22 protein-coding genes and 1 riboswitch are annotated in these 26323 nt (G+C 71.2%); of the genes, 19 read left to right on the forward strand and 3 right to left on the reverse strand.

Translation table 11 applies throughout. The annotated features are described in order from the left end of the window. Positions 1-130: 130 nt before the first annotated feature. The 9 genes from J7I98_RS00330 (at position 131) to cobI (ending at position 12995) form a co-directional block, all read left to right on the forward strand. Positions 131-1387 (forward strand): inorganic phosphate transporter, encoded by a 1257-nt coding sequence (locus J7I98_RS00330; protein ID WP_214914223.1) that lies wholly within the window; start codon positions 131-133, stop codon positions 1385-1387. An 11-nt stretch (positions 1388-1398) separates the two neighbouring features. Beyond that, positions 1399-1623: a hypothetical protein gene (locus J7I98_RS00335; protein ID WP_214914226.1), complete on the forward strand. Its 225-nt coding sequence runs from the start codon at positions 1399-1401 to the stop codon at positions 1621-1623. Between the two features lie 146 nt (positions 1624-1769). Continuing rightward, a riboswitch (cobalamin riboswitch) is annotated at positions 1770-1924 on the forward strand. Positions 1925-2031: 107 nt separating this feature from the next. Then, on the forward strand, positions 2032-2997 hold the full coding sequence (locus J7I98_RS00340) for a cobalamin biosynthesis protein (protein WP_214914228.1): 966 nt from the start codon (positions 2032-2034) through the stop codon (positions 2995-2997). Between the two features lie 38 nt (positions 2998-3035). Next, on the forward strand, positions 3036-4568 hold the full coding sequence (locus J7I98_RS00345; RefSeq protein ID WP_214915529.1) for a cobyric acid synthase: 1533 nt from the start codon (positions 3036-3038) through the stop codon (positions 4566-4568). Then, complete coding sequence (gene cobN, locus J7I98_RS00350; RefSeq protein WP_214914231.1) at positions 4565-8215, forward strand: cobaltochelatase subunit CobN; 3651 nt, start codon at positions 4565-4567, stop codon at positions 8213-8215. The genes J7I98_RS00345 and cobN overlap by 4 nt, the downstream gene beginning before the upstream one ends. Before the next feature lie 67 nt (positions 8216-8282). Further along, positions 8283-10289, forward strand: coding sequence for a putative cobaltochelatase (locus J7I98_RS00355; protein ID WP_214914233.1), 2007 nt, complete (start codon positions 8283-8285; stop codon positions 10287-10289). Further along, positions 10289-10888: a cob(I)yrinic acid a,c-diamide adenosyltransferase gene (gene cobO / locus J7I98_RS00360; protein ID WP_214914236.1), complete on the forward strand. Its 600-nt coding sequence runs from the start codon at positions 10289-10291 to the stop codon at positions 10886-10888. The genes J7I98_RS00355 and cobO overlap by 1 nt, the downstream gene beginning before the upstream one ends. Next, positions 10882-12237, forward strand: a complete 1356-nt coding sequence (locus J7I98_RS00365; RefSeq protein WP_214914239.1) for a cobyrinate a,c-diamide synthase — start codon at positions 10882-10884, stop codon at positions 12235-12237. The genes cobO and J7I98_RS00365 overlap by 7 nt, the downstream gene beginning before the upstream one ends. Before the next feature lie 5 nt (positions 12238-12242). Next, complete coding sequence (gene cobI, locus J7I98_RS00370) at positions 12243-12995, forward strand: precorrin-2 C(20)-methyltransferase (RefSeq protein WP_214915532.1); 753 nt, start codon at positions 12243-12245, stop codon at positions 12993-12995. Positions 12996-12997: 2 nt separating this feature from the next. Here cobI and J7I98_RS00375 read toward each other — a convergent pair whose 3' ends face one another. Then, positions 12998-13768: a ZIP family metal transporter gene (locus J7I98_RS00375; protein ID WP_214914242.1), complete on the reverse strand. Its 771-nt coding sequence runs from the start codon at positions 13766-13768 to the stop codon at positions 12998-13000. Positions 13769-13868: 100 nt separating this feature from the next. Here J7I98_RS00375 and cobM point away from each other — a divergent pair, with 100 nt between their 5' ends. From cobM to cobC, 6 genes are read left to right on the forward strand one after another with little or no spacing between them, the layout of a single operon-like run. Further along, the gene (cobM, locus tag J7I98_RS00380; RefSeq protein WP_214914245.1) at positions 13869-14714 is read left to right on the forward strand and encodes a precorrin-4 C(11)-methyltransferase; all 846 of its coding nucleotides are present in this window, start codon (positions 13869-13871) and stop codon (positions 14712-14714) included. Further along, positions 14711-15985 (forward strand): precorrin-6y C5,15-methyltransferase (decarboxylating) subunit CbiE, encoded by a 1275-nt coding sequence (gene cbiE, locus J7I98_RS00385; protein WP_214914248.1) that lies wholly within the window; start codon positions 14711-14713, stop codon positions 15983-15985. Before cobM ends, cbiE begins: the two co-directional genes overlap by 4 nt. Beyond that, entirely contained in the window at positions 15982-17691 is a 1710-nt protein-coding gene (cobJ, locus tag J7I98_RS00390; RefSeq protein ID WP_214914251.1) for a precorrin-3B C(17)-methyltransferase, read from the forward strand. Before cbiE ends, cobJ begins: the two co-directional genes overlap by 4 nt. After that, positions 17691-18284, forward strand: coding sequence for a precorrin-8X methylmutase (locus tag J7I98_RS00395; protein WP_214914255.1), 594 nt, complete (start codon positions 17691-17693; stop codon positions 18282-18284). The genes cobJ and J7I98_RS00395 overlap by 1 nt, the downstream gene beginning before the upstream one ends. Next, complete coding sequence (locus tag J7I98_RS00400) at positions 18281-19183, forward strand: sirohydrochlorin chelatase (protein ID WP_214914258.1); 903 nt, start codon at positions 18281-18283, stop codon at positions 19181-19183. Before J7I98_RS00395 ends, J7I98_RS00400 begins: the two co-directional genes overlap by 4 nt. After that, entirely contained in the window at positions 19167-20225 is a 1059-nt protein-coding gene (cobC, locus tag J7I98_RS00405) for an Rv2231c family pyridoxal phosphate-dependent protein CobC (protein ID WP_214915535.1), read from the forward strand. The genes J7I98_RS00400 and cobC overlap by 17 nt, the downstream gene beginning before the upstream one ends. A gap of 91 nt (positions 20226-20316) precedes the next feature. On the opposite strand, the gene J7I98_RS00410 is transcribed toward cobC, so the two are convergent. Both J7I98_RS00410 and J7I98_RS00415 read right to left on the reverse strand, forming a co-directional pair. Next, positions 20317-21198 (reverse strand): SCO1860 family LAETG-anchored protein, encoded by an 882-nt coding sequence (locus J7I98_RS00410; protein WP_251019964.1) that lies wholly within the window; start codon positions 21196-21198, stop codon positions 20317-20319. 239 nt (positions 21199-21437) lie between these two features. Further along, entirely contained in the window at positions 21438-22541 is a 1104-nt protein-coding gene (locus J7I98_RS00415) for an amidohydrolase family protein (RefSeq protein WP_214914264.1), read from the reverse strand. Between the two features lie 84 nt (positions 22542-22625). On the opposite strand from J7I98_RS00415, the gene J7I98_RS00420 reads away from it, so the two are divergent. The 4 genes from J7I98_RS00420 to J7I98_RS00435 all read left to right on the forward strand — a co-directional run bounded on the left by J7I98_RS00420 (position 22626) and on the right by J7I98_RS00435 (position 26322). Continuing rightward, positions 22626-23732: an aminotransferase class V-fold PLP-dependent enzyme gene (locus J7I98_RS00420; protein ID WP_214914268.1), complete on the forward strand. Its 1107-nt coding sequence runs from the start codon at positions 22626-22628 to the stop codon at positions 23730-23732. A 301-nt stretch (positions 23733-24033) separates the two neighbouring features. Then, on the forward strand, positions 24034-24567 hold the full coding sequence (gene ectA / locus J7I98_RS00425) for a diaminobutyrate acetyltransferase (protein WP_214914271.1): 534 nt from the start codon (positions 24034-24036) through the stop codon (positions 24565-24567). A gap of 57 nt (positions 24568-24624) precedes the next feature. Further along, a complete protein-coding gene (ectB, locus tag J7I98_RS00430; protein ID WP_214914274.1) occupies positions 24625-25893 on the forward strand; it encodes a diaminobutyrate--2-oxoglutarate transaminase in 1269 nt (422 codons plus the stop codon). 30 nt (positions 25894-25923) lie between these two features. Beyond that, a complete protein-coding gene (locus J7I98_RS00435; RefSeq protein WP_214899606.1) occupies positions 25924-26322 on the forward strand; it encodes an ectoine synthase in 399 nt (132 codons plus the stop codon). Position 26323: the final 1 nt, after the last annotated feature.

The following is a 26323-nucleotide window of genomic DNA, read 5'->3' on the forward strand; positions in this document are numbered from 1 at the left end:
CGCCGTTCCGGCCACAACCGGAACGGCGGCGCCACTTTGGGACACCACACCGCCCGCCCCAGTTCACCTTCCGTTCATCCAGGTTGCCTACGTTCCACAAGCCACTGACGTCAAACGATTGCCTGGGTAAATGGAACACATCACCTTGCTGCTCGCGATTGTGATCGTGACAGCTCTAGTGTTCGATTTCACGAACGGTTTCCACGACACCGCCAACGCGATGGCCACGACCATCTCGACCGGCGCTCTGAAGCCCAAGACGGCGGTGGCCATGTCCGCCGTGCTCAACCTTGTCGGCGCGTTCTTGTCCGTTGAGGTCGCCAAGACGATCTCCAGCGGGATCGTGACCGAAGCAGGCATCACTCCCGAGGTCATATTCGCGGCGCTCGTCGGCGCCATCCTCTGGAACCTCATGACCTGGCTGATCGGCCTGCCGTCCAGCTCCTCGCACGCCCTCATGGGCGGCCTGATCGGCGCCACCATCGCCTCGGTCGGCATCAGCGGCGTCAACGGCGGCACCGTCGTCACCAAGGTGCTCATCCCCGCGATCGCCGCACCGCTGGTCGCCGGCCTCGCCGCGTACCTCGCCTCCCGGCTGACGTACAGGATCGGCAGGAACGCCGACCCGAAGGCCACCGCGAAGGGCTACCGCGCCGGCCAGATCACCTCGGCGGGCCTGGTCTCCCTGGCCCACGGCACCAACGACGCGCAGAAGACCATGGGCATCATCACGCTGGCGCTCGTCGCCGGCGGTGTGCTCTCCCCCGGCTCCAACCCCCCGATGTGGGTCATCCTCTCCGCCGGTCTCGCGATCGCGCTCGGGACCTACCTCGGCGGCTGGCGCATCATCCGCACCATGGGCAAGGGCCTCACCGACCTCCAGCCGCAGCAGGGCTTCGCCGCCCAGACCAGCGCGGCCAGCGTCATCCTCGCCTCGTCCAACCTCGGCTTCTCGCTGTCGACCACGCACTCCTGCTCCGGCGCCGTGATGGGCGCAGGCCTCGGTCGCAAGGGCGGCGTGGTCCGCTGGTCCACCGCCACCCGGATGTTCGTCGCCTGGGGTCTGACGCTGCCGGCCGCCGGTCTGGTCGCCGCGGGTTCGGAGTTCGTCACCAAGCAGGGCGACTGGGGCGTCGCGGCCATCGCGGTCTTCCTCGTCTCCGCCTGCACCGCGATCTGGTTCATCTCCCGCCGCCAGGTGGTCGACCACACCAACGTCAATGACGTGGACGCCGACAGCGAGCCGGCCGGCGTCGTCACCACCGCGATGGCAGCCGTCAGCGTGCCGCCCACCGCCGGTGCCGCTGCTGCCGCCGAGGACCTCAAGACCACCATCCCGGCCCCGGCCGGCAGCTCCGCCGAGCCGGCCAGCCCGGCCGCGGTGTAAGGACAGATCGCATGAACATCGACTGGGCAGCTCTCGGCTCCGTATTCGGCGTCAGCCTCCTGGCCACCGTCTCGCTGGTGGGCCTGTTCACCCTCGGCATCGTGGGCCTCTCCAAGCAGGAGAGCACATCGGGCCAGGGTGGCGGCTCCGCCGTCATGGCGCGCACCGGCGCGTACGCCTGCTTCGCGCTGTGCGCGGCGGCAGTGTCGTACGGCATCTTCCTGATCGTCTTCTGACGACAGTCACGCACCGCCCAGGGACCGCTTCCGCACCGCGCAACAGTCCCGGAAACCGTCCCGTACCCCGCCTTTCACGGCCGGGCGCGGGACGGTTTCTGTGTGCCCCAACACACTCTCCCTTCGCAGGTCAACAGCAAGTTGACGGGGTTCGCGGAGCGTGGTGGACTGCCCGAGCCAATACGGCGGCAGGAGAGGAAGTCCGGTGCGAATCCGGCGCGGTCCCGCCACTGTCACCGGGGGAACACGGTAAATACAGCCCCCCGGGAGCCAGGAACTCTCACCGCCGGTCACGTCGAACCAGGGCGCGGACCCTGAGTGAGGACATACGCCATGCCCGGCTGCCGTTCAGTCATCCCTGTGAGTACGAGTACGACAGTCCTTCGAGGCGCATCGGCCTGCTGAGCCATGCGTGCCGATCGCATCTTCGCGTACGGCGCCACCGCCGGCCTGATCGGCGACCTCGTGCTCGGCGACCCTCGCCGGGCACACCCGGTCGCCGCTTTCGGGCGGGCCGCGGGCGCCGTCGAGTCCCTGCTGTGGCGTGACCACCGCGGGTGGGGCGCGGTGCACACCTTGCTGTGCGCCGGGGGCGCCGCGGGTGCCGCCGCGCTGGCTTCCCGTGCCGTACGCCGGTCCCCCGCCGCCGCTGTCGCGCTGACCGCCGCCGCCACCTGGGCCGCCGTCGGCGGGACGTCGCTGGGCCGCGAGGCGCGGGCCGTCGGGGGCGCCCTGGAGGCCGGGGACATCGACGTGGCCCGCGAACGCCTTCCCCATCTGTGCGGGCGCGACCCGCAGTCCCTGGACGCACAGCAGATCGCCCGCGCCGTCGTCGAGTCGGTCGCCGAGAACACCTCGGACGCGGTCGTCGGCGCGCTGGTGTGGGGCGCCGTGGGCGGCGTACCCGGGCTCGTGGCCTTCCGCGCCATCAACACTCTCGACGCCATGGTGGGGCACAAATCAGCCAAATACCTGCGCTACGGCTGGGCTTCGGCCCGCCTCGACGACGTCGCCGGATGGCCCGGCGCCCGGCTCACAGCCGCCCTCGCCGTGGCCGCGGGCGGCAACCCGCGCGGTGCGGTGCGGGCCTGGCGTACGGACGCGGCGAAACACCCGAGCCCCAACGCCGGCCCGGTGGAGGCCTCGTTCGCGGGCGCGCTCGGCGTACGGCTCGGGGGGACGCTCTCGTACGCGGGGCGCGTCGAGCACCGGCCCGTACTCAACGCCACGGGACGCCCCGTCGGTGTACCGGACATCGAGCGGGCCGTGCGGCTGTCGCGCCGTGTCGGGGCGCTGGCTCTAGGGACGGCTGTCGCCGGGCGACTGGCTTTCGGCGCGCTGCGTCGCGCCGCCACTGGGGGGAGAAACGCATGAGCAGCTCATGGGGCGGTGGGGCACTGGGCGACGGCGCACTGGGCGGTGGCCTGCTTGTCGCGGGGACCACGTCCGACGCCGGGAAGAGCGTGGTGACCGCGGGGATCTGCCGGTGGCTGGTGCGGCAGGGGGTCAAGGTCGCACCGTTCAAGGCGCAGAACATGTCGCTGAATTCGTTCGTGACGCGCGAGGGCGCGGAGATCGGGCGCGCGCAGGCCATGCAGGCGCAGGCGGCCCGCGTGGAGCCGACCGCGCTCATGAACCCCGTCCTCCTCAAGCCGGGCAGTGACCGCAGCAGCCAGGTGGTGCTGATGGGCAAGCCGGTGGGTGAGATGAGCGCTCGCGGCTACCACGGAGGCAGGCAAGAAGCGCTGTTGGGGACGGTGACGGACTGTCTGCGGGAATTGCGGGGCACGTATGACGCCGTGATCTGCGAGGGGGCCGGCAGTCCGGCCGAGATCAATCTGCGGCGTACGGACATCGTCAACATGGGCATCGCGCGGGCGGCCCGCTTCCCGGTGGTCGTCGTCGGCGACATCGACCGGGGCGGTGTCTTCGCTTCCTTCTTCGGTACGACGGCCCTGTTGAGTGCCGAGGACCAGTCGCTCGTCGCGGGCTATCTGGTGAACAAGTTCCGGGGTGACGTGTCCCTCCTCGAACCCGGGCTCGACATGCTGGAGGGCCTGACGGGGCGGCGTACGTACGGCGTACTGCCCTTCGCGCACGGCCTCGGCATCGACGAGGAGGACGGCCTTCGGGTGTCCTTGCGCGGCGCCATTCGGGAGTCCGTCGTCGCCCCGCCGGTCGGGGAGGACGTGCTGCGCGTCGCCGTGTGCGCCGTGCCGCTCATGTCGAACTTCACGGATGTGGACGCGCTCGCCGCCGAACCGGGCGTCGTCGTGCGGTTCGTGGACCGGGCCGAAGAGCTCGCCGACGCGGACCTCGTGATCGTGCCGGGGACGCGGGGCACGGTGAAGGCCCTGGAGTGGCTCCGCGAGCGCGGGCTCGCCGGCGCGCTGGCCCGGCGGGCGGCGGAAGGCCGTCCGGTACTCGGCATCTGCGGCGGCTACCAGGTGCTGGGCGAGCGCATCGAGGACGACGTCGAGTCGAAGGCCGGGGCTGTGGACGGGCTCGGACTGCTGCCGGTGCGCGTGCGGTTCGCCGTCGAGAAGACGCTGGCGCGGCCGGTCGGCAGCGCCCTGGGCGAGCCCGTCGAGGGATACGAGATCCATCACGGGGTCGCCGAAGTGCTGGGGGGCACACCGTTCATCTCTGATGACAATGGACACAGCCTGGACGGGTGCCGCGCCGGCTCCGTCTGGGGCACCCACTGGCACGGCTCGCTGGAGAGCGACTCCTTCCGGCGCGCGTTCCTGCGCGAGGTCGCGGCCGCCGCAGGGCGCCGTTTCGTACCTGCACCGGACACCTCGTTCGAGGCGCTGCGCGAGGAGCAGCTCGACCGCCTCGGCGACCTCATCGAAGAACACGCGGATACAGATGCGCTGCTGCGGCTGATCGAGTCGGGCGCGCCGTCAGGACTTCCCTTCATCGCACCTGGAGCGCCCGCATGAACACTGTGCTTTTGCTGTCCACCGCCGATACGGATCTGCTGGCGGCACGCGCCTCCGGCGCCCCGTACCGCATCGGCAACCCCACCCGTATCGACGCGGCAGGGGAACTGCCCGCACTGATCGAGGGCGCCTCCGTCGCCGTCGTACGGCTGCTCGGCGGCAAGCGCGCCTGGGAGGACGGGCTCGCCGTCCTCAAGGCCTCCGGGATTCCGACCGTCCTGCTGGGCGGTGAGACGGTGCCGGACGCCGAGCTGATGGCCGAGTCGTCCGTACCGGCGGGCGTCGTCGCCGAGGCGCTGCGCTACCTCGTCGAGGGCGGGCCGGGGAACCTGGTCGAGCTGGCCCGGTTCCTGTCCGACACCGTGCTGCTGACCGGTGTCGGCTTCGCCGAGCCGCAGAAGATGCCCGAGTGGGGCGTGCACGGTGAGCGCGCCTACACCGAAGGGCGCCCGACGGTCGGCGTGCTCTTCTACCGGGCTCACGAGCTGTCCGGGAACACGTCCTTCGTCGACGTACTGTGCGACCAGATCGAGGCGAAGGGCGCCAACGCCCTCCCCGTCTACTGCGGCTCACTGCGCAGCGCCGACCCGGAGCTGTACGAGGAGCTGGGCAAGGCCGACGCGCTGATCGCCACGGTCCTGGCGGCGGGCGGCACGCGGGCCAGCGACGCCTCGGCCGGGGGTGACGACGAGGCGTGGGACATCGGCGCGCTCGCCGACCTCAACGTGCCCGTACTGCAAGGCCTCTGCCTTACGTCGTCACGCGCGACGTGGGACGAGTCCGATGCGGCGCTCTCGCCGATGGACGCGGCGATGCAGGTCGCCATCCCCGAGTTCGACGGCCGGCTCATCACCGTGCCCTTCTCCTTCAAGGAGCAGGGCGAGGGCGATGTCCCGGTGTACGTCGCCGATCCCGAGCGGGCCGCGCGCGTGGCCGGTATCGCCGTACGGCACGCCAGGCTGGCGCACAAGCCGAACGGTGAGAAGCGCCTCGCGCTGGTCTTCACGGCGTACCCGACGAAGCACTCACGGGTGGGCAACGCAGTGGGTCTCGACACGCCCGCTTCCGCGATCCGGGTCCTCGATGCCCTGCGCGACGCCGGATACGGCGTCGAAGGGCACCCCGACAACGGCGACGAGCTGATCCACCGGCTCATCAACGCCGGTGGGCACGACGTCGAGTGGCTGACCGAGGAGCAGCTGGCCGCCGCCCCCGCGCGGGTGCCGCTCGCCGACTACCAGGGGTGGTTCGACAAGCTGGAGCCCGAGCTGCGCGACGGGATGCTGGAGCACTGGGGCGAGGCACCGGGGCAGCTGTACGTCGACGGTGACGAGATCGTGCTGGCGTCCCTGCAGTTCGGCAATGTCGTCGTGATGATCCAGCCGCCGCGCGGCTTCGGCGAGAACCCGATCGCGATCTACCACGACCCGGACATGCCGCCCTCGCACCACTACATGGCGGCGTACCAGTGGCTCGAAAACAGCTTCGGTGCGGACGCGATCATCCACATGGGCAAGCACGGCACGATGGAGTGGCTGCCGGGGAAGGGCCTCGGGCTGTCGGCCGGTTGCGGTCCTGACGCCGTCATGGGTGAGCTGCCGCTGATCTACCCGTTCATCGTCAACGACCCGGGCGAGGGCACGCAGGCCAAGCGGCGCGGGCACGCGACGGTCGTGGACCACCTGGTGCCGCCGATGGCGCGTGCGGACACGTACGGGGACCTGGCGAAGCTCGAACAGCTGCTGGACGAGTACGCGCTGGTCAGCGACCTCGACCCGGCCAAGGCGCCCGCGGTGCGGGCACAGATCTGGACGCTGGTGACGGCGGCCCAGCTCCACCACGACCTGCACCTCGACGAGCAGCCGGACGACGACGACTTCGACGAGTTCGTCATGCACATCGACGGCTACCTGTGCGAGATCAAGGACGTCCAGATCCGCGACGGCCTGCATGTGCTGGGCGGTGGCCCCGAGGCCGAGCCCCGGGTCAACCTGGTGCTGGCCGTACTCCGTGCCTCCCAGGTGTGGGGCGGCAAGGCCAACGCGCTGCCCGGCCTGCGGGCGTGTCTCGCCGAGCACTTCGGCCTGGTCGAGAAGGAGCTGCTGGGCGAGCCCGGTGCGGCCGTGAAGGTGGCGGACGGTCTGACCGCGCTGGTCGACGGCCCGGCGCGGACCGGCGCCGACGCGATCGACCTGCTGGAGCAGCTGTGCCGACGGCTCGCCGAGGGCATGGAGGAGCGCCGCTGGGACGCCACGGAGGCCGCCGGCCTGGTGGACGAGGTGCTGGGCGTCGAACTGCCGGACGCGGTGGCCGTGCTGCGGTTCGCGTGCGACGAGGTCGTGCCGAGGCTTGCCCGTACGACTGACGAGATCGGCAACATCCTGCACGCGCTGGACGGCGGCTATGTTCCGGCCGGGCCCTCGGGTTCGCCGACGCGCGGTCTCGTGAATGTCCTGCCGACCGGGCGCAACTTCTACTCCGTCGACCCGAAGGCGATCCCGTCGCGGCTGTCGTGGGAGGTCGGGCAGGCACTGGCCGACTCGCTGGTGGCCCGGTACCTGACGGACACCGGCGAGTACCCGAAGTCGGTCGGCCTGACGGTGTGGGGTACGTCCGCGATGCGCACCCAGGGCGACGACATCGCGGAGATCCTGGCGCTGCTCGGGTGCCGGCCGGTGTGGGACGACGCTTCGCGGCGGGTGACGGGGTTCGACGTCGTGCCGCTGGAGGAGCTGGGGCGGCCGCGTATCGACGTCACGGTGCGCATTTCCGGGTTCTTCCGGGATGCGTTCCCGCATGTGGTGGGGCTCATTGACGATGCGGTACGGACCGTGGCCGAGCTCGATGAGCCCGGCGACCGCAACTTCGTGCGTGCGCACGCGGACGAGGACACCGCCGAGCACGGTGACCGTCGGCGCGCTACGGCTCGTATCTTCGGCTCGAAGCCCGGGGCTTATGGGGCGGGGCTGCTGCCGCTGATCGATGCGCGGAACTGGCGCTCGGACGCGGACCTGGCCGAGGTGTACGCGGTGTGGGGCGGTTATGCGTACGGGCGCGGGCTCGAGGGACGAGCAGCCCGCGGGGACATGGAGACGGCGTTCCGGCGGATCGCTGTGGCCGCGAAGAATGTCGATACGCGCGAACACGATCTGGTCGATGCCGACGACTACTTCCAGTACCACGGCGGCATGGTCGCCATGGTGCGTCACCTGACGGGTGAGTCGCCCGAGGCGTATGTGGGTGACAGCGCGACGCCCGACCAGGTGAAGACGCGGACGCTGGGCGAGGAGACGCACCGGGTGTTCCGGGCGCGGGTGGTCAATCCGCGGTGGATGGCGGCCATGCGCAGGCATGGGTACAAGGGCGCTTTCGAGATGGCCGCGACGGTGGATTACCTGTTCGGGTACGACGCTACGGCGGGTGTGGTCGACGACTGGATGTACGAGAAGCTCAGCTCCGAGTACGTCTTCGATCCGGAGAACCAGGACTTCATGAAGAAGTCCAACCCCTGGGCGCTGCGCGGGATCACGGAGCGGCTTCTCGAGGCGGCCGAGCGTGGGCTGTGGGCGGAGCCGGACGCGGAGACGCTGGAGCGGCTGCGGGCGACGTATCTGGAGCTCGAGGGCGACCTGGAAGGTGACGCGTGAGGGCGCCTGCGGGCTTGTTCCCCCGCCCCGCGCCTTCCCGCAATCCGCTTGATCTGGAGGCTTCCTCGTGAGTACGCCTTATCCCTTTACTGCCATCGTCGGACAGGACGATCTGCGGCTCGGTCTCCTGCTGAACGCTGTCTCGCCCGCCGTCGGTGGCGTGCTCGTACGTGGTGAGAAGGGCACCGCCAAGTCGACTGCGGTACGTGCCCTTTCGGCGCTTATACCGGAAGTTGCCGTTGTCGCCGGGTGTCGGTTCTCTTGTGCGCCCGGGGCGCCCGACCCGGCGTGTCCCGACGGACCGCACGAGGTTGCGAGCGGCACGTCGCGGGCCGCTCGGATGGTTGAGCTGCCCGTCGGCGCGTCCGAGGACCGGCTCGTCGGTGCGCTCGACATCGAGCGGGCGCTGGCCGAAGGCGTCAAGGCCTTCGAGCCGGGGCTGCTCGCCGACGCGCACCGCGGGATTCTGTACGTCGACGAGGTCAACCTGCTGCACGACCACCTGGTCGACCTGCTGCTGGACGCCGCTGCCATGGGCGCGTCGTACGTCGAGCGTGAAGGTGTTTCCGTACGGCACGCCTCCCGCTTTCTGCTCGTCGGGACCATGAACCCCGAAGAGGGCGAGCTGCGGCCGCAGTTGCTCGACCGGTTCGGGCTGACCGTGGAGGTGGCCGCGTCCCGGGAGACCGATCAGCGGGTGGAGGTCGTACGGCGAAGGCTTGCGTACGACGACGATCCGGCCGCGTTTGCCGCGAAGTGGGCCGGTGAAGAGGCCGCGCTGCGGGCCCGGATCGTGGGTGCGCGGGCGTTGCTGCCCGACGTGCGGCTGGGGGACGGTGCGTTGCGGCAGATCGCCGCCACCTGCGCGGCCTTCGAGGTCGACGGTATGCGGGCCGACATTGTGATGGCCCGGACTGCTACCGCTCTGGCCGCTTGGGCGGGGCGCACCGACGTAATAGCTGAGGATGTGCGGCAGGCCGCGTTGCTGGCGCTTCCGCACCGGCGTCGGCGCAACCCGTTCGACGCGCCGGGGCTCGACGAGGACAAGCTCGACGACACGCTGGAGCAGAACAGCGGATCCGAGGACGACGATCCTGATCCCGACGGGCCCGGTGGGGGTGGGCAGCCGCCGCAGGGTGATGGCGGCGGGGCGTCCGACGCGCCGGATCAGCCCGGTGAGGCCGAGCCCGAGGCCGGGGAGGGGCAGCAGGCTCCCGCCGGGTCCGGTGGCGAGCAGGCTGCCGCCAGGGCGGGTGAGCCGTTCCGCACGAAGGTGCTGAGCGTGCCCGGTCTGGGCGAGGGTGCTGCGGGGCGCCGGTCCCGTGCGCGTACCGAGCACGGGCGTACGACGGGTGCCCGGCGGCCTCAAGGGGCGCTCACCAAGCTGCACTTGGCGGCCACCGTGCAGGCCGCCGCGCCGCATCAGCGGGCGCGGGGGCGCAGTGGGCGCGGTCTGGTGGTGCGCCGCGACGATCTGCGGCAGGCGACGCGGGAGGGGCGCGAGGGGAACCTCGTGCTGTTCGTCGTGGACGCGTCCGGGTCGATGGCTGCCCGGCAGCGGATGAGCGCGGTCAAGGGGGCTGTTCTTTCGCTGCTGCTCGACGCCTATCAGCGGCGGGACAAGGTGGGGCTGGTGACGTTCCGGGGGAAGGACGCGGAGCTTGTGCTTCCGCCTACGTCGTCCGTGGATGCGGCCGCCGCCCGGCTGGAGATCCTGCCCACGGGCGGGCGTACGCCGCTGTCGGCGGGGCTGTTGAAAGCACATGACGTGCTGCGTGTGGAGCGGTTGCGGGATCCGTCGCGGCGTCCGCTGCTGGTCGTCGTGACCGACGGGCGGGCGACCGGCGGGCCGGAGCCGGTGGCTCTGGCCGCGCGGGCGGCCCGGCTGCACGAGGTGGAGGGTGTCGCCTCGGTGGTCGTGGACTGCGAGTCCGGGCCCGTACGGCTCGGTCTGGCCGGTGATCTGGCGCGTGAACTGGGCGGCAGCGCCGTCACGCTCGACGAGCTGCGGGCCGACAGCATTGCCGGGCTCGTCAAGGACGTACAGGGAACGAACAGCAGGAGGGCAGCCTGATGCCGCAGGGACAGCCGAGCGTCGTACCGGAAGACGGGCTCACCACGCGCCAGCGGCGCAACCGGCCGCTCGTCGTCGTGCACACGGGGATCGGGAAGGGCAAGTCGACCGCAGCCTTCGGGCTTGCGCTGCGGGCCTGGAATCAGGGGTGGCCGATCGGGGTGTTCCAGTTCGTCAAGTCGGCGAAGTGGAAGGTCGGCGAGGAGAACGCGCTGAAGGTGCTGGGCGCGAGCGGCGAGGGCGGGTCCGTCGCCTGGCACAAGATGGGCGAGGGCTGGTCGTGGGTGCAGCGCGACTCGCAGCTCGACAACGAGGCGGCGGCGCGTGAGGGGTGGGAGCAGGTCAAGCGGGACCTGGCCGCCGAGACGTACAAGCTCTATGTGCTGGACGAGTTTGCTTACCCGATGCACTGGGGGTGGGTGGACGTCGATGAGGTGGTCGAGGTGCTGCGGGACCGGCCGGGGACGCAGCATGTCGTGATTACCGGGCGCAACGCTCCCGAGAAACTGGTCGAGGCCGCTGACCTGGTGACCGACATGTCGAAGGTCAAGCACCCGATGGACGCGGGCCAGAAGGGGCAGCGGGGCATCGAGTGGTAGCACGTCTTGTTGTCGCGGCGCCGTCGTCGGGGAGTGGGAAGACCACTGTCGCGACGGGGCTGATGGCTGCCTTCGCGGCCCGGGGACTGCGCGTTTCGCCGCACAAGGTGGGGCCCGACTACATCGACCCCGGGTATCACGCGCTGGCCACCGGGCGGCCCGGGCGCAATCTTGATGCGTATCTGTGCGGGACCGATTTGGTCGCGCCGTTGTTCGCTCATGGGGCTTCCGGGTGCGACGTGGCAGTCGTCGAGGGCGTGATGGGGATGTACGACGGGGCGTCGGGGCAAGGTGAACTCGCGTCCACGGCGCAGATTTCCAAGCTGCTGCGGGCCCCGGTGGTGCTGGTCGTCGATGCGTCTTCGCAGTCGCGGTCGGTGGCGGCGCTGGTGCACGGCTTCGCGTCGTGGGATCCGGAGGTGCGGATCGGCGGGGTGATCCTGAACAAGGTGGGCTCGGAGCGGCACGAGGAGTTGCTGCGGGAGGCGCTGGACGCGTCCGGGGTGCCGGTGCTGGGGGCTTTGCGGCGGGCGAAGCAGGTGCGGACGCCTTCGCGGCACCTTGGGCTGGTGCCGGTCGCCGAGCGGCGGGCGGATGCGCTGGAGGCGGTTGCTGCGCTGGCGGAGCAGGTGCGGGTGGGGTGTGACCTGGATGCGGTGCTCGCCCTGGCCCGGAGTGCGCCGGAGCTCGGCGTGGCTGCGTGGGAGCCCGGGGGTGGGCCTGCCGCGGAGGGGCCGAGTTCGTCTGCGCGGCCTGTTGTGGCCGTCGCCTCCGGGGCCGCGTTCACGTTCTCGTACGCCGAGCACGCGGAGTTGCTCGCCGCCGCCGGGGCCGAGGTCGTGCCGTTCGATCCCCTCCGGGACGAGCGGCTGCCCGACGGGACCCGGGGGCTCGTCATCGGCGGCGGCTTTCCCGAGGTGTACGCCCCGGAGCTGTCCGGCAATGAGCCGTTGCGCAAGGCCGTTGCCGAGCTGGCGTTGTCCGGGGCGCCCGTTGCAGCCGAGTGTGCCGGGTTGCTCTATTTGTCGCGGTCTCTCGACGGGCAGCCCATGTGCGGGGTGCTCGATGCGGAGGCGCGGATGTCGGAGCGGCTGACGCTGGGGTATCGGGAAGCGGTTGCGGTTTCCGACAGTTCGCTCGCCGCCGTCGGGACTCGGATGCGGGGGCACGAGTTTCACCGGACGGTGATCGAGCCCGGGGCCGGTGCGGCTCCCGCCTGGGGGATGCATCTTCCCGAGCGGCGGGTCGAGGGGTTCGTACAACAGGGTGTGCATGCCAGCTATCTGCATACCCACTGGGCTGCCGATCCCGGCATGGCCAAGAGATTTGTCGAGAGGTGCGCGGGATGAGCGGGATGATCACAAAGCTGACCGGTGTCGGCGTCGGGCCCGGCGACCCTGAGCTGGTGACCGTAAAGGGCGTCAATGCCCTTCGGGACGCGGCCGTCGTGGTCGTACCGGTCATGGCTGCGGCCGATGGAACAGATGTCGGCGAACCCGGCCGGGCCGAGGCGACCGTGCTGCATTACGTCGATGCGGCAAAGGTCGTCCGGGTCGTCTTCGCGCTCAATGAGCGTGAGGACCGGGCGCGGCGCGAAGCCGCCTGGGACGCGGCGGGGTCGCGCGTCGCCGAACTGCTGCGTGCGCACGGCACGGTGGCGTTCGCGACGATCGGTGATCCCAACGTCTACTCGACGTTCACCTATCTCGCGCAGACGATCCTCGGTCTGGTCCCCGGTACCGAGGTGGTGACTGTGCCCGGCATCACCGCCATGCAGGATCTGGCGGCCCGCAGTGGTGCCGTCCTGACCGAGGGTACGGAGCCGCTGACCCTCGTTCCCGTGACAGCCGGTTCGGCTGTGCTGAAGGAGGCCCTTGAGGGGCCCGGGACGGTCGTGGCGTACAAGTTCGGGCGGCTGGCCGGCGAGGTGGCGACCGCGCTGCGCGAGACCGGGCGTGCCGAGGACGCGGTGTGGGGGTCCGCGCTCGGGCTGGCCGAGGAATCGATTCGGCCTGCGTCGGAGCTCGCCGACGGCGATTCGCTTCCGTATCTCTCGACTCTCATCGCGCCCGCGCGGCGCGACGGTCGGCGCGGAGGCAAGTTGTGAGATCAGGCCGCGACGCCCACCACCAGCCAGATGAAGGCCACTCCCGCGACCGTGCACAGCAGCGTGGAGCGGGCCGGGTGTTCGTGGTGGGCCTCGGGGAGGATTTCGGCGGCCGCGAGGTAGAGCAGGGCGCCGCCGAAGAAGCCCAGATAGCTTCCGAGGAGTTCCTCCGGAAGGGTGAACAGCGAGGTGGACGCCGCGCCGATCACGGGCGCCAGGGCGTCCGCGATCAGCATCGCCACGGCCTTGCTGCGCTTGTTTCCGTACAGGCTCGTGAGCGTGTACGTGTTGAATCCGTCGGCGAAATCGTGGGTGACGACGGCGAGCGCGACGGTCGTGCCCATGCCTTCGCCGACCTGGAATGCCGCGCCGATCGCGATGCCGTCCATCAGGCTGTGGCCGACCATGGCCGCCGCTGCCGTCAGCCCGACCTGAGGGGTGCGCCCTCCCGCCGCCCGACCACCACCCCTGGCCGAGGCGCTTCGCGCCGCTGTGACATGCGCGCCGTGTGCCGCCCGGCGTACGGCGAGCAGGCGTTCCACCAGGTGGGCCGCCAGAAAGCCGCCGACGAACAGCAGCAGGGCCTGTGGCACCCCGTACAGATCGTCGCCCGCGGCCTCCATCGCCTCCGGCAGCAGGTCCAGGCCGACGACGCCGAGCATCAGCCCGCCCGCCAGGCCCAGCACCAAGTGGCGGCGGTCGGTGACGCGCTGGGCGACCCACCCGCCGAACAGCGTCATGAAGAACGCGCCGAGCGCGACGAAAACCGCCATGTGCTCTTGCTAGCCGATTGCCCCTCTGCTTCGCACATCCAACTTCCGCCCCGTTTCATCCGATTCGCCTGATTCACCCCGTTTCGAGAGGACCCCACTCATGGCCGATGCCCCCACCGGCAAGGTGACCTTCGTCGGCGCCGGCCCTGGCGCCGCCGACCTGCTGACCTTCCGCGCCGCGCGCGCCATCGCCGAAGCCGATGTCGTGATCTGGGCGGCGAGCCTGGTGCAGGCAGAGATCCTGGAGCACGCGCGCGAGGGCGCCGAGATCCTGGACTCGGCGGCGATGTCCCTGGAGGACGTGGTCGCGGTGTACGAGCGGGCTCTGCGGGACGGTCTGAAGGTCGCCCGCGTGCACTCCGGCGACCCCGCCCTGTGGGGTGGCACGCAGGAGCAGGTCGACCGGTGCGACGAGCTCGGCCTGGCCGTCGAGATCGTGCCGGGCGTCTCGTCCTTCTCGGCGGTCGCCGCGATCGCACAGCGCGAGCTGACGATTCCCGAGGTCGCGCAGTCCGTGATCCTGACCCGCCTCGGCGGCGGCAAGACGCCGATGCCGCCCGGTGAGGAAGTGCGGGAGTTCGCGCGGCACGGCACGACGATGGCCGTGTTCCTGTCGGCGGCCCGGTCGGGGCAGCTGACGACGGAGCTGCTGGAGGGCGGCTACCCGACGGACACCCCGGTCGTCATCGCGTACCAGGTCACCTGGCCGGAGGAGTTGGTGCTGCGGTGCACCATCGCGACGCTGGAGGAGACGGTGAAGGAGCACAAGCTCTGGAAGCACACGCTCTTCCTGGTGGGGCCCGCGCTGGCCGCGTCCGGCACGCGCTCGCACCTCTACCACCCCGGGCACTTCCACGGCTTCCGGCGGGCCGACCTGACGGCGCGGGCCGCGCTGCGGGCGGCGCAGAAGTCCGCAGAGGTGAGTGCGGAGAAGTCCGGGTCATGATCACTGTTGTGGGTACGGGGACGGGCGCCCCGCTCTCCCCCGACGCCCGTGCGGCGCTCGACGCCGCCGGGCTTGTCGTCGGCGGGCGGCGCCACCTGGACGCCGCCGGGCTGCCCGACGGCACGGCCCGGGTGGTGCTCGGGCCGCTCGCGCCCGCGCTGGACGCGGTCGCGGAGCATCTGGCCAAGCACGCGGAGGCGGGGGTCGTGGTGCTGGCCTCCGGCGATCCCGGGTTCTTCGGGATCGTACGGGCGCTGGCCGAGCGCTTCGGCGCGGACGCTCTGGATGTACGGCCCGGGGCCCCCTCCGTCGCGGTCGCCTTCGCGCGGCTCGGGCTGCCGTGGGACGACGCGGTCGTCGTCAGCGCGCACGGGCGGGCGCTGCGGACCGCCGTGAACGTGTGCCGGGCGCACCCGAAGACGGCCGTCCTGACCGGGCCCGGCGCCGGGCCCGCCGAACTGGGCGCCGCGCTCGCCCGTACCGGCATTCCGCGCACCCTCATCGTCGCTTCCGCGCTCGGCGACCCGGCGGGCGAGAGCGTCGAGCGCCTCTCCCCCGCCGAGGCCGCGGCGCGCGACTGGCCGGGGGCGGTCAGCGTCGTCGTATGCCTGGACGAGGCGCGGGCGCTGGCGCCGGTCCAGCGGACGGTCGCCGGGCACGGTGTGGTGCCCGGCGGATGGGCCCTGCCCGAGGACGCGTTCGAGCACCGCGACTCGATGATCACCAAGTACGAGGTACGGGCCCTGGCACTGGCCAGGCTCGGCCCCCGCCTCGGCGACCTGGTGTGGGACATCGGCGCCGGGTCGGGATCCGTGGCCGTGGAGTGCGCGCGGCTCGGTGCGGCCGCGGTCGCCGTGGAGCAGACCCACGACGGAGTCGAGCGCGTCCGGGCGAACGCCGCCGCGCACGGCGTGGACGTACAGACGATGCACGGCGCGGCGCCCACGGTGCTGTCCCAGCTGCCCGAGCCCGACGCGGTGTTCATCGGCGGCGGCGGGCGCGAACTGCCCGCCATCGTCGCGGCGTGCGCCCGGCGTGCGCGGCGCACGGTCGTCGTCGCCCTGGCGGCGCTCGACAGGGTGCCCGCGGTACGCGCCGCCCTGTCGGCCGCCGGCTTCGAACCCGAGGGCGTACTGCTGCAGTCGTCCCGCCTCGCGCCGCTGCCCGGGGACGTGACCCGGCTCGCGGCGGCCAATCCCGTCTTCCTGCTGTGGGGTCATCGCCCCGCAGAACCCGTAGCAGAACCCGTAATTGAAGGAGCAGTTCAGTGATCGGCCTCATCTCAGCCACGGCGGCAGGCGCCGTGGCCCGCGACCGGCTGGCCGCGGCCTGGCCCGGGCGTACCCGCGTGTACGAGGGCCCGGTGCGGGAGGCTGTCGGGCGTGCCTTCGCGGAGTGCGAGCAGTTGGTGTGCTTCCTCGCGACGGGCGCGGTCGTACGGCTGATCGCCCCGCTCCTCGCCGACAAGGCGTCGGACCCGGGCGTGGTGTGCGTCGACGAGGCACAGCGCCACGCGGTGTCCTTGCTGGGCGGCCACGGCGGCGGCGCCAACGAGCTGGCGCTCGCGGTGTCCGAGGTGCTGGGCTGCGCCCCCGTGATCACGACGGCGACGGACGCCACGGACGTCCCGGGCCTGGACACCCTGGGCTGGCCCGTCGAGGGCGCGACAGCGACGGTGACCCGCGCGATCCTGGACGGCACCCCGGTGACGCTGGAGGCGGACGCGGTGTGGCCGCTGCCGCCGCTGCCGGGGAATGTGACGCCGGCGGGGACGGGACCGGCGGCGGACGCCGTCCTGCGTGTCACCGACCGCGTGGTCGAGACAGGCGAGCGGGAGGTCGTACTGCGGCCGCCGTCGCTGGTCGTCGGCGTGGGGGCCAGCAAGGGGGCTTCCGTCGACGAGGTGCTCGGGCTCGTCGAGGAGACGCTGGCCTCCGCCGGGCTCTCGGCGCGTTCCGTCGCCGCGCTCGCCACCGTCGACGCCAAGGCCGACGAGGCCGGGATCGTGGGGGCCGCCGCCCGGCTCGGGGTGCCCCTGACGACGTACGCCGCCGAAGAGCTCGCCCGTATCGACGTACCCAACCCCTCGGGGGCTCCGCTCGCCGCTGTCGGGACGCCGTCCGTCGCGGAGGCAGCCGCACTCGCCGGCGGGGGTGAACTCCTCGTGCCGAAGCGGAAGTCGGCCCCCGAGGGGCGTGCCGCGATGGCCACCTGCGCCGTCGTACGCAAGGAGCCGCGCGGGCGGCTCGCGGTCGTCGGGCTCGGACCCGGCGCACGCGATCTGCTGACGCCGCGGGCCCGGGAGGAGATCCGGCGTGCGTCGGTGCTCGTCGGGCTCGATCAGTACGTCGACCAGATCAGGGATCTGCTGCGGCCTGGCACGCGCGTCCTGGAGTCGGGACTCGGCGCCGAGGAGGAGCGGGCCCGTACCGCTGTCGCCGAGGCCCGCGCCGGGCACGCCGTCGCGCTCATCGGGTCCGGTGACGCGGGCGTGTACGCCATGGCGTCGCCCGCCCTCGCCGAGGCGAGCGACGACATCGACGTCGTCGGCGTACCGGGCGTGACGGCGGCGCTCGCCGCCGCCGCGATCCTGGGGGCGCCGCTCGGCCACGACCACGTCTCGATCAGCCTCTCCGACCTGCACACACCCTGGGAGGTCATCGAGCGGCGCGTACGGGCCGCGGCGGAGGCCGACATCGTCGTCACGTTCTACAACCCCCGCAGCCGGGGCCGCGACTGGCAGCTCCCCAAGGCGCTGTCGATCCTCGCGGAGCACCGCGAGCCCACGACGCCCGTGGGTGTCGTACGGAACGCCTCGCGACCGGACGGAACAAGCCGCCTCACCACGATCGCCGCACTCGACCCGACGACCGTCGACATGATGACCGTCGTGGTCGTCGGCAACACCGCCGCCCGCGAGATCGCCGGCCGCATGGTGACACCGCGCGGCTACCGCTGGCAGACGGAGGGTTCGTAATGCAGAGGGTTGTGCATCCCATCGAGCAGGAGTCCTTCCGGCGCCTGCGCTCCCGCCTCGACACCTCGCATTTCGCACCGCTGACGCGGGCCGTCGTCGAGCGCGTCATCCACTCCGCGGCCGATCTGGAGTACGCCACCGACCTGGTCTGCGACGAGCGCTCCCTCGAAGCCGCGCACGCCGCCCTGCACGCCGGTGCGCCGGTCGTCGTGGATGTGGAGATGGTCGCCGCGGGCATCACGCGGCGCGAGACGGTATGCCGGCTGAAGGACGCGAAGGCGGGGCCGGAACTGACCCGCAGCGCCCATGCGATCAGGCTGGCGTACGAGCAGGTGGGGCCCGGCGCCCTGTGGGTGATCGGCTGCGCTCCGACCGCCCTGGAGGAGCTGCTGCTCCTCGACGCCGCGCCCGCGCTCGTCATCGGCCTGCCCGTCGGCTTCGTCGGGGCGGCCGAGTCCAAGGCGGCGCTGCGCGAGAGCGGTCTGCCCGCCGTCAGCAATGTTTCGGAGAAGGGCGGTTCGGCGGTCGCAGCGGCGGCACTGAACGCCCTGCTCTACACCCCCCTCACCCCCCTCACCAAGGAGAACGCGTGACCACCGCGCCCGCACTGCTCATCGCCGGCCACGGCACCCGTGACGAAGCGGGTGCCGGAGCCTTCCGCAGCTTCGTGGAGGAGCTGGGCAGGCGGCACCCCGAACTGCCGGTCGCCGGCGGCTTCATCGAGCTGTCCCCGCCGCCGCTCGGCGACGCCGTCACGGACCTCGTGGAGCGCGGTGTCAAACGCTTCGCGGCCGTCCCGCTGATGCTGGTCTCGGCCGGTCACGCCAAGGGCGACATTCCGGCGGCGCTGACCCGCGAGAAGGAGCGCCACCCGGGCATCTCGTACACGTACGGCCGTCCGCTCGGCCCGCACCCGGGTCTGCTGGCCGTCCTGGAGCGGCGGGTCGACGAGGTCCTCGGCGACACGGACCGCTCCGAGGTGACCGTGCTGCTCGTGGGCCGCGGCTCGACCGACCCGGACGCCAACGCCGAGGTGTACAAGGCGGCACGGCTGTTCTGGGAGGGTCGTGGGTACGCGGGTGTGGAAACCGCCTTCGTCTCGCTCGCCGCTCCCGACGTGCCGAGCGGACTCGACCGCTGCACGAAGCTCGGGGCCAAGCAGATAGTGGTCCTGCCGTACTTCCTCTTCACCGGGATCCTGCCGGACCGGGTGCGGCAGCAGACGCAGGACTGGGCCGAGGCGCACCCGGAGACGGGGGTGCGTTCGGCCGATGTCATCGGTCCCGCCGAGGAGTTGATGGACCTCGTGATGGAGCGCTACCGGGAGGCCGTCAAGGGCGACCTGCGCATGAACTGCGACTCCTGTGTCTACCGGATCGCGCTGCCCGGCTTCGAGGACAAGGTGGGTGCGCCGCAGCAGCCGCACTTCCACCCCGACGACGACGGGCACAGTCACGGACACGGCCACCACCACCATGCGCACGCGCACTGACACCACGCACGATCTGCGTCACCACGGGGACGCAGAGGTGCGGGAGGGTGATCTCACCGATCTGGCGGTGAACGTACGGGCCGGCACTCCCCCGGCCTGGCTCAAGGCCCGTATAGCAGCATCCCTCGACACGCTCGCGGCCTACCCGGACGGGCGGGCCGCGCGCGCGGCGGTCGCGGCGCGGCACGGGCTGCCGGTCGAGCGGGTGCTGCTGACGGCGGGTGCAGCGGAGGCGTTCGTACTGCTGGCCCGCGCTCTCGCGGTACGTCGCCCCGTCGTCGTACACCCGCAGTTCACGGAGCCGGAGGCGGCGCTGCGGGACGCGGGCCACGAGGTCGGCCGTGTCCTGCTGCGTGAGGAGGACGGCTTCCGGCTCGCTCCGGCGGCCGTCCCCGAGGACGCCGACCTGGTGGTGATCGGCAACCCGACGAACCCCACGTCCGTCCTCCACCCGGCGTCCGCCATCGCCGGGCTGGCCCGCCCTGGGCGGACGCTGGTGGTCGACGAGGCGTTCATGGACGCGGTGCCGGACGAGCCGGAGGCCCTGGCGGGGCGTACGGACGTACCCGGCCTGGTCGTGCTGCGCAGCCTGACGAAGACTTGGGGTCTGGCCGGGCTGCGCATCGGGTACGTCCTGGCGGAGCCGGAGACGATCGCGGCGCTGGAGCGGGCGCAGCCACTGTGGCCGGTGTCCACGCCCGCGCTGACGGCCGCGGAGGCGTGCGTATCACCGGCGGCGCTCGCGGAGGCGACGCGGGCCGCGCACCGGGTGGCCTCCGACCGGGCGCATCTGCTGGCCGGGCTGGCGGAGTTCGACGAGGTACGGGCGGTGGAGGCGGCAGAGGGTCCGTTCGTACTGGTACGGATGAAGCGTGCGGAGGAGGTACGGGAACGCCTGCGCGGCCTCGGCTTCGCGGTGCGGCGGGGGGACACGTTCCCGGGGCTCGGCACGGAGTGGCTGCGCCTGGCCGTACGGGACCGGTCCACGACGGGCCGCTTCCTCCAGGCGCTGGACCAGGCACTGACGTTGGTGGCCGACTAGTTGTTGCCCACCCCTCCCCGGGAGGGGTGGGGAGGGGTGGGGAAACTGCGCCGCAGGCAGCCCCGCACCGCACCCCTGGCCCACCCCCACCTCAAGCCCGGCTACGAGCCCGAGCACGCACCAGCACCAGCGCCCCGCTCCCCACCGCAAGCAGCGCAACCGCACCACCCACCAGGTACGGCGTCGTCGAACTGCCCCCGGTCTCCGCGAGGTTCGCCTCGGGCCGCCGGGGTTCAGTCGCCGTCTGCACCTCCACATCACGCGCCCGCGGCGACTCGCACGTCGCCGCCCCGAGCGTGACTGTGCCCTCGACCTCCGCGACGTTCAGCTTGAGCGGGTTCACGGACACCTTGAGTTCAAGTGCCGTCGCCGCCGCCGTACGCGAAGTCGTATGCGTCTTCGACAGGTCGAGCGTCACCTCACCAACCGCTGGCACCTCCACCCGCGTCGGCCCGCTCGCCGACAGCGTGACCTTCTTGCCGAGCACCGTCACCGCACCCAGCACATTCGACTCCGCGACGGGCTGCTTGCCCGCCTCGCAGAGCGCCTTCGAGGTGACCTTCTCGACCTCGATGAGCGAGAGCAGCGGCAGCCCCGGCACATGCACCTTCGCGTGCGCGAGGTTGGTGTAGCCCTCGGCCTTGTGCGCGTCGGCCGTCGCCTTCGCCGTGGCGACGTCCGCGCGCAGCACGCTGACCGGGTTGCCCTGTTCGACGCCGTCCAACTCGACCGTCAGGGCGGTCTTTTCGGCGCTGGCCGGGGCCTTGACCTCGTTGAGCGTGGTCGTGAGCGGCACGTCGACGGTCTTGTTGAGCAGCGAGACGTCGAGCCCGGTGCGGAGCACGACGGCGCCTGCTTTTCCATCGCGGCCACCGCCACCGCCGTCGCCACCAGTGGCGTGCGCGGACGCCGCAGCAGGACCTGAGGCGAGTGCCAGAGCCGCCGCGGCGGCCGCCGAACGGCGTGCGGGCATGCTGAAGAGAGAGCTGTTCACGGTGGTGGAACCCCCACGGGTGACTTGGCGTCGCCCGGCGCACACCACGGGGACATCGTGGGCGCCGACGACCGGGACACCGGAATCTTTACGCACTGAGAGTGAACGGTCAGCAACCTGACGTGAGTTCACCCCAAAGTGGGGTTTCCGCCCTCGCATTCGAATCTCGCGGCACAGGCTTCCCCCTGCACCCCTCCCGCAACAGACAAAGGCCGTTCCTAGCCGACGACCCGCCCGTCGAGCACGATCACGCGCGGCGCCGCCAGCACCCGTACGTCCGCCCGCGGATCCTCGTCGTACACCACAAAGTCCGCGGGGGCGCCCTCCTCCAGCCCGGGCCGCCCGAGCCATTCCCGCGCGCCCCACGCGGTCGCCGAGAGCGCGTCCAGGGCCGGGATGCCGGCCTTCACCAGTTCGGCGACCTCGGCCGCCACCAGGCCGTGGGCCAGTGAGCCGCCCGCGTCGGTGCCGACGAAGACCGGGATGCCCGCGTCGTACGCCGAACGCACCGTGTCGTACCGGCGCTTGTGGAGGTCCCGCATATGGGCCGACCAGCGCGGGAACTTCGCCTCGCCGCCGTCCGCGAGATGCGGGAAGGTCGCGATGTTGACCAGCGTCGGGACAATCGCGACGCCGCGCTCCGCGAAGAGCGGGATGGTGTCCTCGGTGAGCCCGGTGGCGTGCTCGATGCAGTCGATCCCGGCCTCGACGAGGTCGCGCAGGGAGTCCTCGGCGAAGCAGTGCGCGGTGACCCTGGCGCCCAGCCGGTGCGCCTCGGCGATGGCCGCCTCGACCTCGCCGCGCGGCCAGCACGCGCCCAGGTCCCCGGTCTCGCGGTCGAGCCAGTCGCCGACGAGCTTGACCCAGCCGTCGCTGCGCCGCGCCTCCCGCGCGACGTAGGCGACCAGGTCGCCGGGCTCGATCTCGTGCGCGTAATTGCGGATGTAGCGGCGGGTACGGGCGATGTGGCGGCCCGCCCTGATGATCTTCGGCAGGTCGGCGCGGTCGTCGATCCAGCGGGTGTCGGACGGCGATCCCGCGTCGCGGATCAGCAGCGTGCCCGCCTCCCGGTCGGTGAGGGCCTGCTTCTCGCTGGTGGTTTCGTCGACCGGGCCGTGCCGGTCGAGTCCGACATGGCAGTGCGCGTCGACGAGCCCGGGCAGCACCCAGCCTTCGACGGTCGGCACGTCCCGTACGGCATCCCGTACACCGGCGGGCCGTTCGTAGGTGATCCGCCCGTCGACGGCCCACAGCTCGTCCCGTACGTCGTCGGGGCCTGCGAGCACCCGTCCCCTCACGCGCAGCACCATCTGATCGCTCATGCACAGCACTCTACGAGGGGGCGGATACGCTCGCCGCGGAGAGACGAACAAGAGACCGAACACTGATCCGAAGAGAGCTCCGCCGTGACACATCCGCTTCTGGACCTGGCCCCGCTGACCGCCGCGCACTTCGCGGCCATCGAGCGCCGGGTCGCCTCGCTGCTCTCCACCGAGCAGGACGTGGTCATCATGCAGGGCGAGGCGCTGCTCCCTCTCGAAGGCTGCATCCGCGGCGGCGCCCGCCCCGGCTCGGCCGCGCTGAACGTGGTGACCGGTCCGTACGGGCAGACCTTCGGCAACTGGCTGCGCGACTGCGGCGCGGCCGTCTTCGACCTGACCGTCCCGTTCCACACGGCGGTCACCGCCGAGCAGGTCGGCCGGGCACTCGACGAGCACCCGGAGATCGACTTCGTCTCGGTGGTGCACGCGGAGGCGGCGACCGGCAACACCAACCCGGTGGCCGAGATCGGTGAGGTCGTACGCGCCCACGGCGCCCTCTTCATGCTCGACGCGGTCGCCTCGGTGGGCGCCGAGCCGCTGCTGCCGGACGAGTGGGGTGTCGACCTGTGCGTGATCGGCGCGCAGAAGGCGATGGGCGGCCCGGCCGGTGTGTCGGCGGTGTCGGTCAGTGCGCGCGCCTGGGAGCGGCTCGCCGCCAACCCTTCGGCTCCGCGCCGCTCGTACCTCTCCCTCCTGGACTGGAAGGAGCGGTGGATCGACGGTGGCCGCAGGGCGCTGCTGCACGCGCCCGCGCAGCTGGAGATGCTGGCGCTGGAGGCGTGCGTGGAGCGTATCGAGGCGGAGGGACTGGACGCGCTGATGGCCCGCCACAGCGCCGCCTCCTCCGCGACCCGCGCGGGTGCGGTCGCCCTGGGCGGCGGTCTCGAGCCGTACGTCCTCGGGGCGCGGGAGGCGGCGCCGGTCGCCACGACGCTGCGCGCGCCTTCGGGCGTGGACGCGTCGGAGCTGGTCGCGAAGGCGCTCGCCGACGACCCTTCGCTGCCGCTGATCGCGGGTGGTGGGGCGCTGTCCAAGGAGATGATCCGGGTCAATCACTACGGGGTCGATGCCACGCGGGGTGCGGTCCTTTCGTCACTCGGCGCACTGGGGGCGGCACTGAGCGAGTTCGGCTGCCACGTCGACCTCGAAGCTGCCCGGACGGCAGTTTCGGAAACCTGGCCCAGCGAATAGATTCTTTGAATTCAATGAATTTATGATGACGGGAAGCCGCTTTATTCGGAGCAGCTTCCCGTTTTCTTCTGCCCGCTTTCTCCGACCCTAAACGCTAAGATTTCGGCAGGAGATCGAGGCAGTTACGAGCATGTGACCGACCCCACATGCAAGACGATTTGCCCGGTAATTTCCGGGCAAATCACCCGGATTTGCAGTCTGCTCGCGCGAAGTGCGCGCCCGCGCGATAACACAAAGAGGGCTCTCACCCAACCCCATCCGACGATGCACTTTTTGAATTTGCTCGGTAAATTCCCTCTGCATGACTGCCGCACAAGCAGACCTTGCACGTGCCCGAAGCGAATTCCTGCAGATCGAAGCGCCACGAGTGGAGGACGGAGCCGCGATCTGGCGCATTGCCCGCGACTCCAAGGTCCTGGACCTGAACTCCTCGTACAGCTATCTGCTGTGGTGCCGCGACTTCGCGGCGACCTCCGTCGTGGCCCGGGACAGCCCCGGAGGCGAACCGATCGCCTTCATCACGGGCTACGTACGCCCCGAGCGCCCCGAGACGCTGGTCGTCTGGCAGGTGGCCGTCGACCACGCCCACCGCGGCCGCGGGCTGGCCGGCACTCTCCTGGACGCGCTGACCGAACAGGTCGCCGCGCATCAGGGGGTCAGATCGATCGAGACGACCATCACCCCGGACAACACCGCCTCCGACCGGCTGTTCACGTCGTACGCCGAGCGCCGCGGGGCGTCCCTGGAACGCGAGGTGCTCTTCGACGGCGGGCTGTTCCCCGAGGGAACACACCTGCCGGAAGTGCTGTACCGCATCAGCCCGATCGCGTCCTGACCTGAGCCCCGGCTCCCCCCTCGACTTCCCACCCCCCTCTCTCCCCAGGAGACAGCTGTGACCATCACTCCTCCCGCCCTGAGCGTCTTCGAGACCCTGGAATCGGAAGTACGCAGCTACTGCCGCGGCTGGCCCGCCGTGTTCGACCGCGCGCAGGGCAGCTACCTCCACGACGAGGACGGCCACACCTATCTGGACTTCTTCGCCGGAGCCGGATCGCTCAACTACGGCCACAACAACCCGGTGCTGAAACGCGCGCTGATCGACTACATCGAGCGCGACGGCATCACCCACGGCCTCGACATGGCGACCACCGCCAAGCGCGCCTTCCTCGAAGCCTTCGAGAACGTGGTCCTGCGGCCGCGCGACCTGCCGTACAAGGTGATGTTCCCGGGCCCGACCGGCACCAATGCCGTCGAGTCCGCGCTCAAGCTGGCCCGCAAGGTCAAGGGCCGCGAGTCGGTCGTGTCCTTCACCAACGCCTTCCACGGCATGTCGCTGGGCTCGCTCGCCGTCACCGGCAACGCCTTCAAGCGGGCCGGCGCAGGTATCCCGCTGGTGCACGGCACGCCGATGCCGTTCGACAACTACTTCGACGGGCAGGTCCCGGACTTCCTGTGGTTCGAGCGTCTGCTGGACGACCAGGGCTCGGGCCTCAACAAGCCCGCCGCCGTGATCGTCGAGACGGTGCAGGGCGAGGGCGGCATCAATGTGGCCCGCGCCGAGTGGCTGCGCGCGCTCCAGGCGCTGTGCCACCGCCAGGACATGCTGCTGATCGTCGACGACATCCAGATGGGCTGCGGCCGTACCGGCGGCTTCTTCTCCTTCGAGGAGGCCGGCATCACGCCGGACATCGTCACCCTGTCGAAGTCCATCAGCGGCTACGGCATGCCCATGTCGCTGTGCCTGTTCAAGGCGGAGCTGGACATCTGGGAGCCGGGCGAGCACAACGGCACCTTCCGCGGCAACAACCCGGCGTTCGTCACCGCCACCGCCGCGCTCAACACCTACTGGGCCGACGGCCAGATGGAGAAGCAGACCCTGGCCCGCGGCGAGCAGGTCGAGCGGGCGCTGCTGGCCATCGCCGACGAGAACTCCGAAGCCGGCGTGAGCTTCCGGGGCCGCGGCCTGGTCTGGGGCATGGAGTTCACCGACAGGGCGCGCGCCACGGCGGTCTGCCGCCGCGCCTTCGAACTCGGGATGCTGCTGGAGACCTCGGGTCCTGAGAGCGAGGTCGTGAAGCTGCTGCCCGCGCTGACGATCTCCCCCGAGGAACTGGACGAGGGCCTGCGCATTCTGGCCCGGTCCGTACGAGAGACCGCCTGACCACCGTATTAGAGAAGGGCTCAACTCACCGTGATTGTCCGATCGTTCAAGGACATTGAAGGCACAGATCGCCATGTGAAGGCCGCATCGGGCACCTGGGAGAGCAAGCGCATCGTGCTCGCCAAGGAGAAGGTCGGCTTCTCGCTCCACGAGACCGTGCTGTACGCGGGCACGGAGACGTCGATGTGGTACGCGAACCACATCGAGGCCGTGCTGTGCACGGAGGGCGAGGCCGAGCTCACCAACGACGAGACCGGCGAGACCCACTGGATCTCGCCCGGCACGATGTACCTCCTGGACGGCCACGAGCGGCACACCATGCGGCCCAAGACCGATTTCCGCTGTGTCTGTGTCTTCAATCCTCCCGTGACCGGACGGGAGGACCACGACGAGAACGGCGTCTACCCGCTGCTGACCGAGGAGGTCTGAA

This window comes from Streptomyces sp. ISL-98, from assembly GCF_018614055.1.
Taxonomy (GTDB): domain Bacteria; phylum Actinomycetota; class Actinomycetes; order Streptomycetales; family Streptomycetaceae; genus Streptomyces; species Streptomyces spiramyceticus.

Bases quoted from the DNA above. Each gene is read 5' to 3' on its own strand.
- cobM (WP_214914245.1), top strand. From the start codon at position 13,869: ATGGCCGATGCCCCCACCGGCAAGGTGACCTTCGTCGGCGCCGGCCCT.
- J7I98_RS00415 (WP_214914264.1), bottom strand. From the start codon at position 22,541: ATGAGCGATCAGATGGTGCTGCGCGTGAGGGGACGGGTGCTCGCAGGC.
- J7I98_RS00340 (WP_214914228.1), top strand. From the start codon at position 2,032: ATGCGTGCCGATCGCATCTTCGCGTACGGCGCCACCGCCGGCCTGATC.
- cobI (WP_214915532.1), top strand. From the start codon at position 12,243: ATGATCACAAAGCTGACCGGTGTCGGCGTCGGGCCCGGCGACCCTGAG.
- J7I98_RS00335 (WP_214914226.1), top strand. From the start codon at position 1,399: ATGAACATCGACTGGGCAGCTCTCGGCTCCGTATTCGGCGTCAGCCTC.
- cbiE (WP_214914248.1), top strand. From the start codon at position 14,711: ATGATCACTGTTGTGGGTACGGGGACGGGCGCCCCGCTCTCCCCCGAC.
- J7I98_RS00395 (WP_214914255.1), top strand. From the start codon at position 17,691: ATGCAGAGGGTTGTGCATCCCATCGAGCAGGAGTCCTTCCGGCGCCTG.
- cobC (WP_214915535.1), top strand. From the start codon at position 19,167: ATGCGCACGCGCACTGACACCACGCACGATCTGCGTCACCACGGGGAC.
- J7I98_RS00330 (WP_214914223.1), top strand. From the start codon at position 131: ATGGAACACATCACCTTGCTGCTCGCGATTGTGATCGTGACAGCTCTA.
- cobO (WP_214914236.1), top strand. From the start codon at position 10,289: ATGCCGCAGGGACAGCCGAGCGTCGTACCGGAAGACGGGCTCACCACG.
- J7I98_RS00410 (WP_251019964.1), bottom strand. From the start codon at position 21,198: ATGCCCGCACGCCGTTCGGCGGCCGCCGCGGCGGCTCTGGCACTCGCC.
- J7I98_RS00375 (WP_214914242.1), bottom strand. From the start codon at position 13,768: ATGGCGGTTTTCGTCGCGCTCGGCGCGTTCTTCATGACGCTGTTCGGC.
- ectA (WP_214914271.1), top strand. From the start codon at position 24,034: ATGACTGCCGCACAAGCAGACCTTGCACGTGCCCGAAGCGAATTCCTG.
- cobN (WP_214914231.1), top strand. From the start codon at position 4,565: ATGAACACTGTGCTTTTGCTGTCCACCGCCGATACGGATCTGCTGGCG.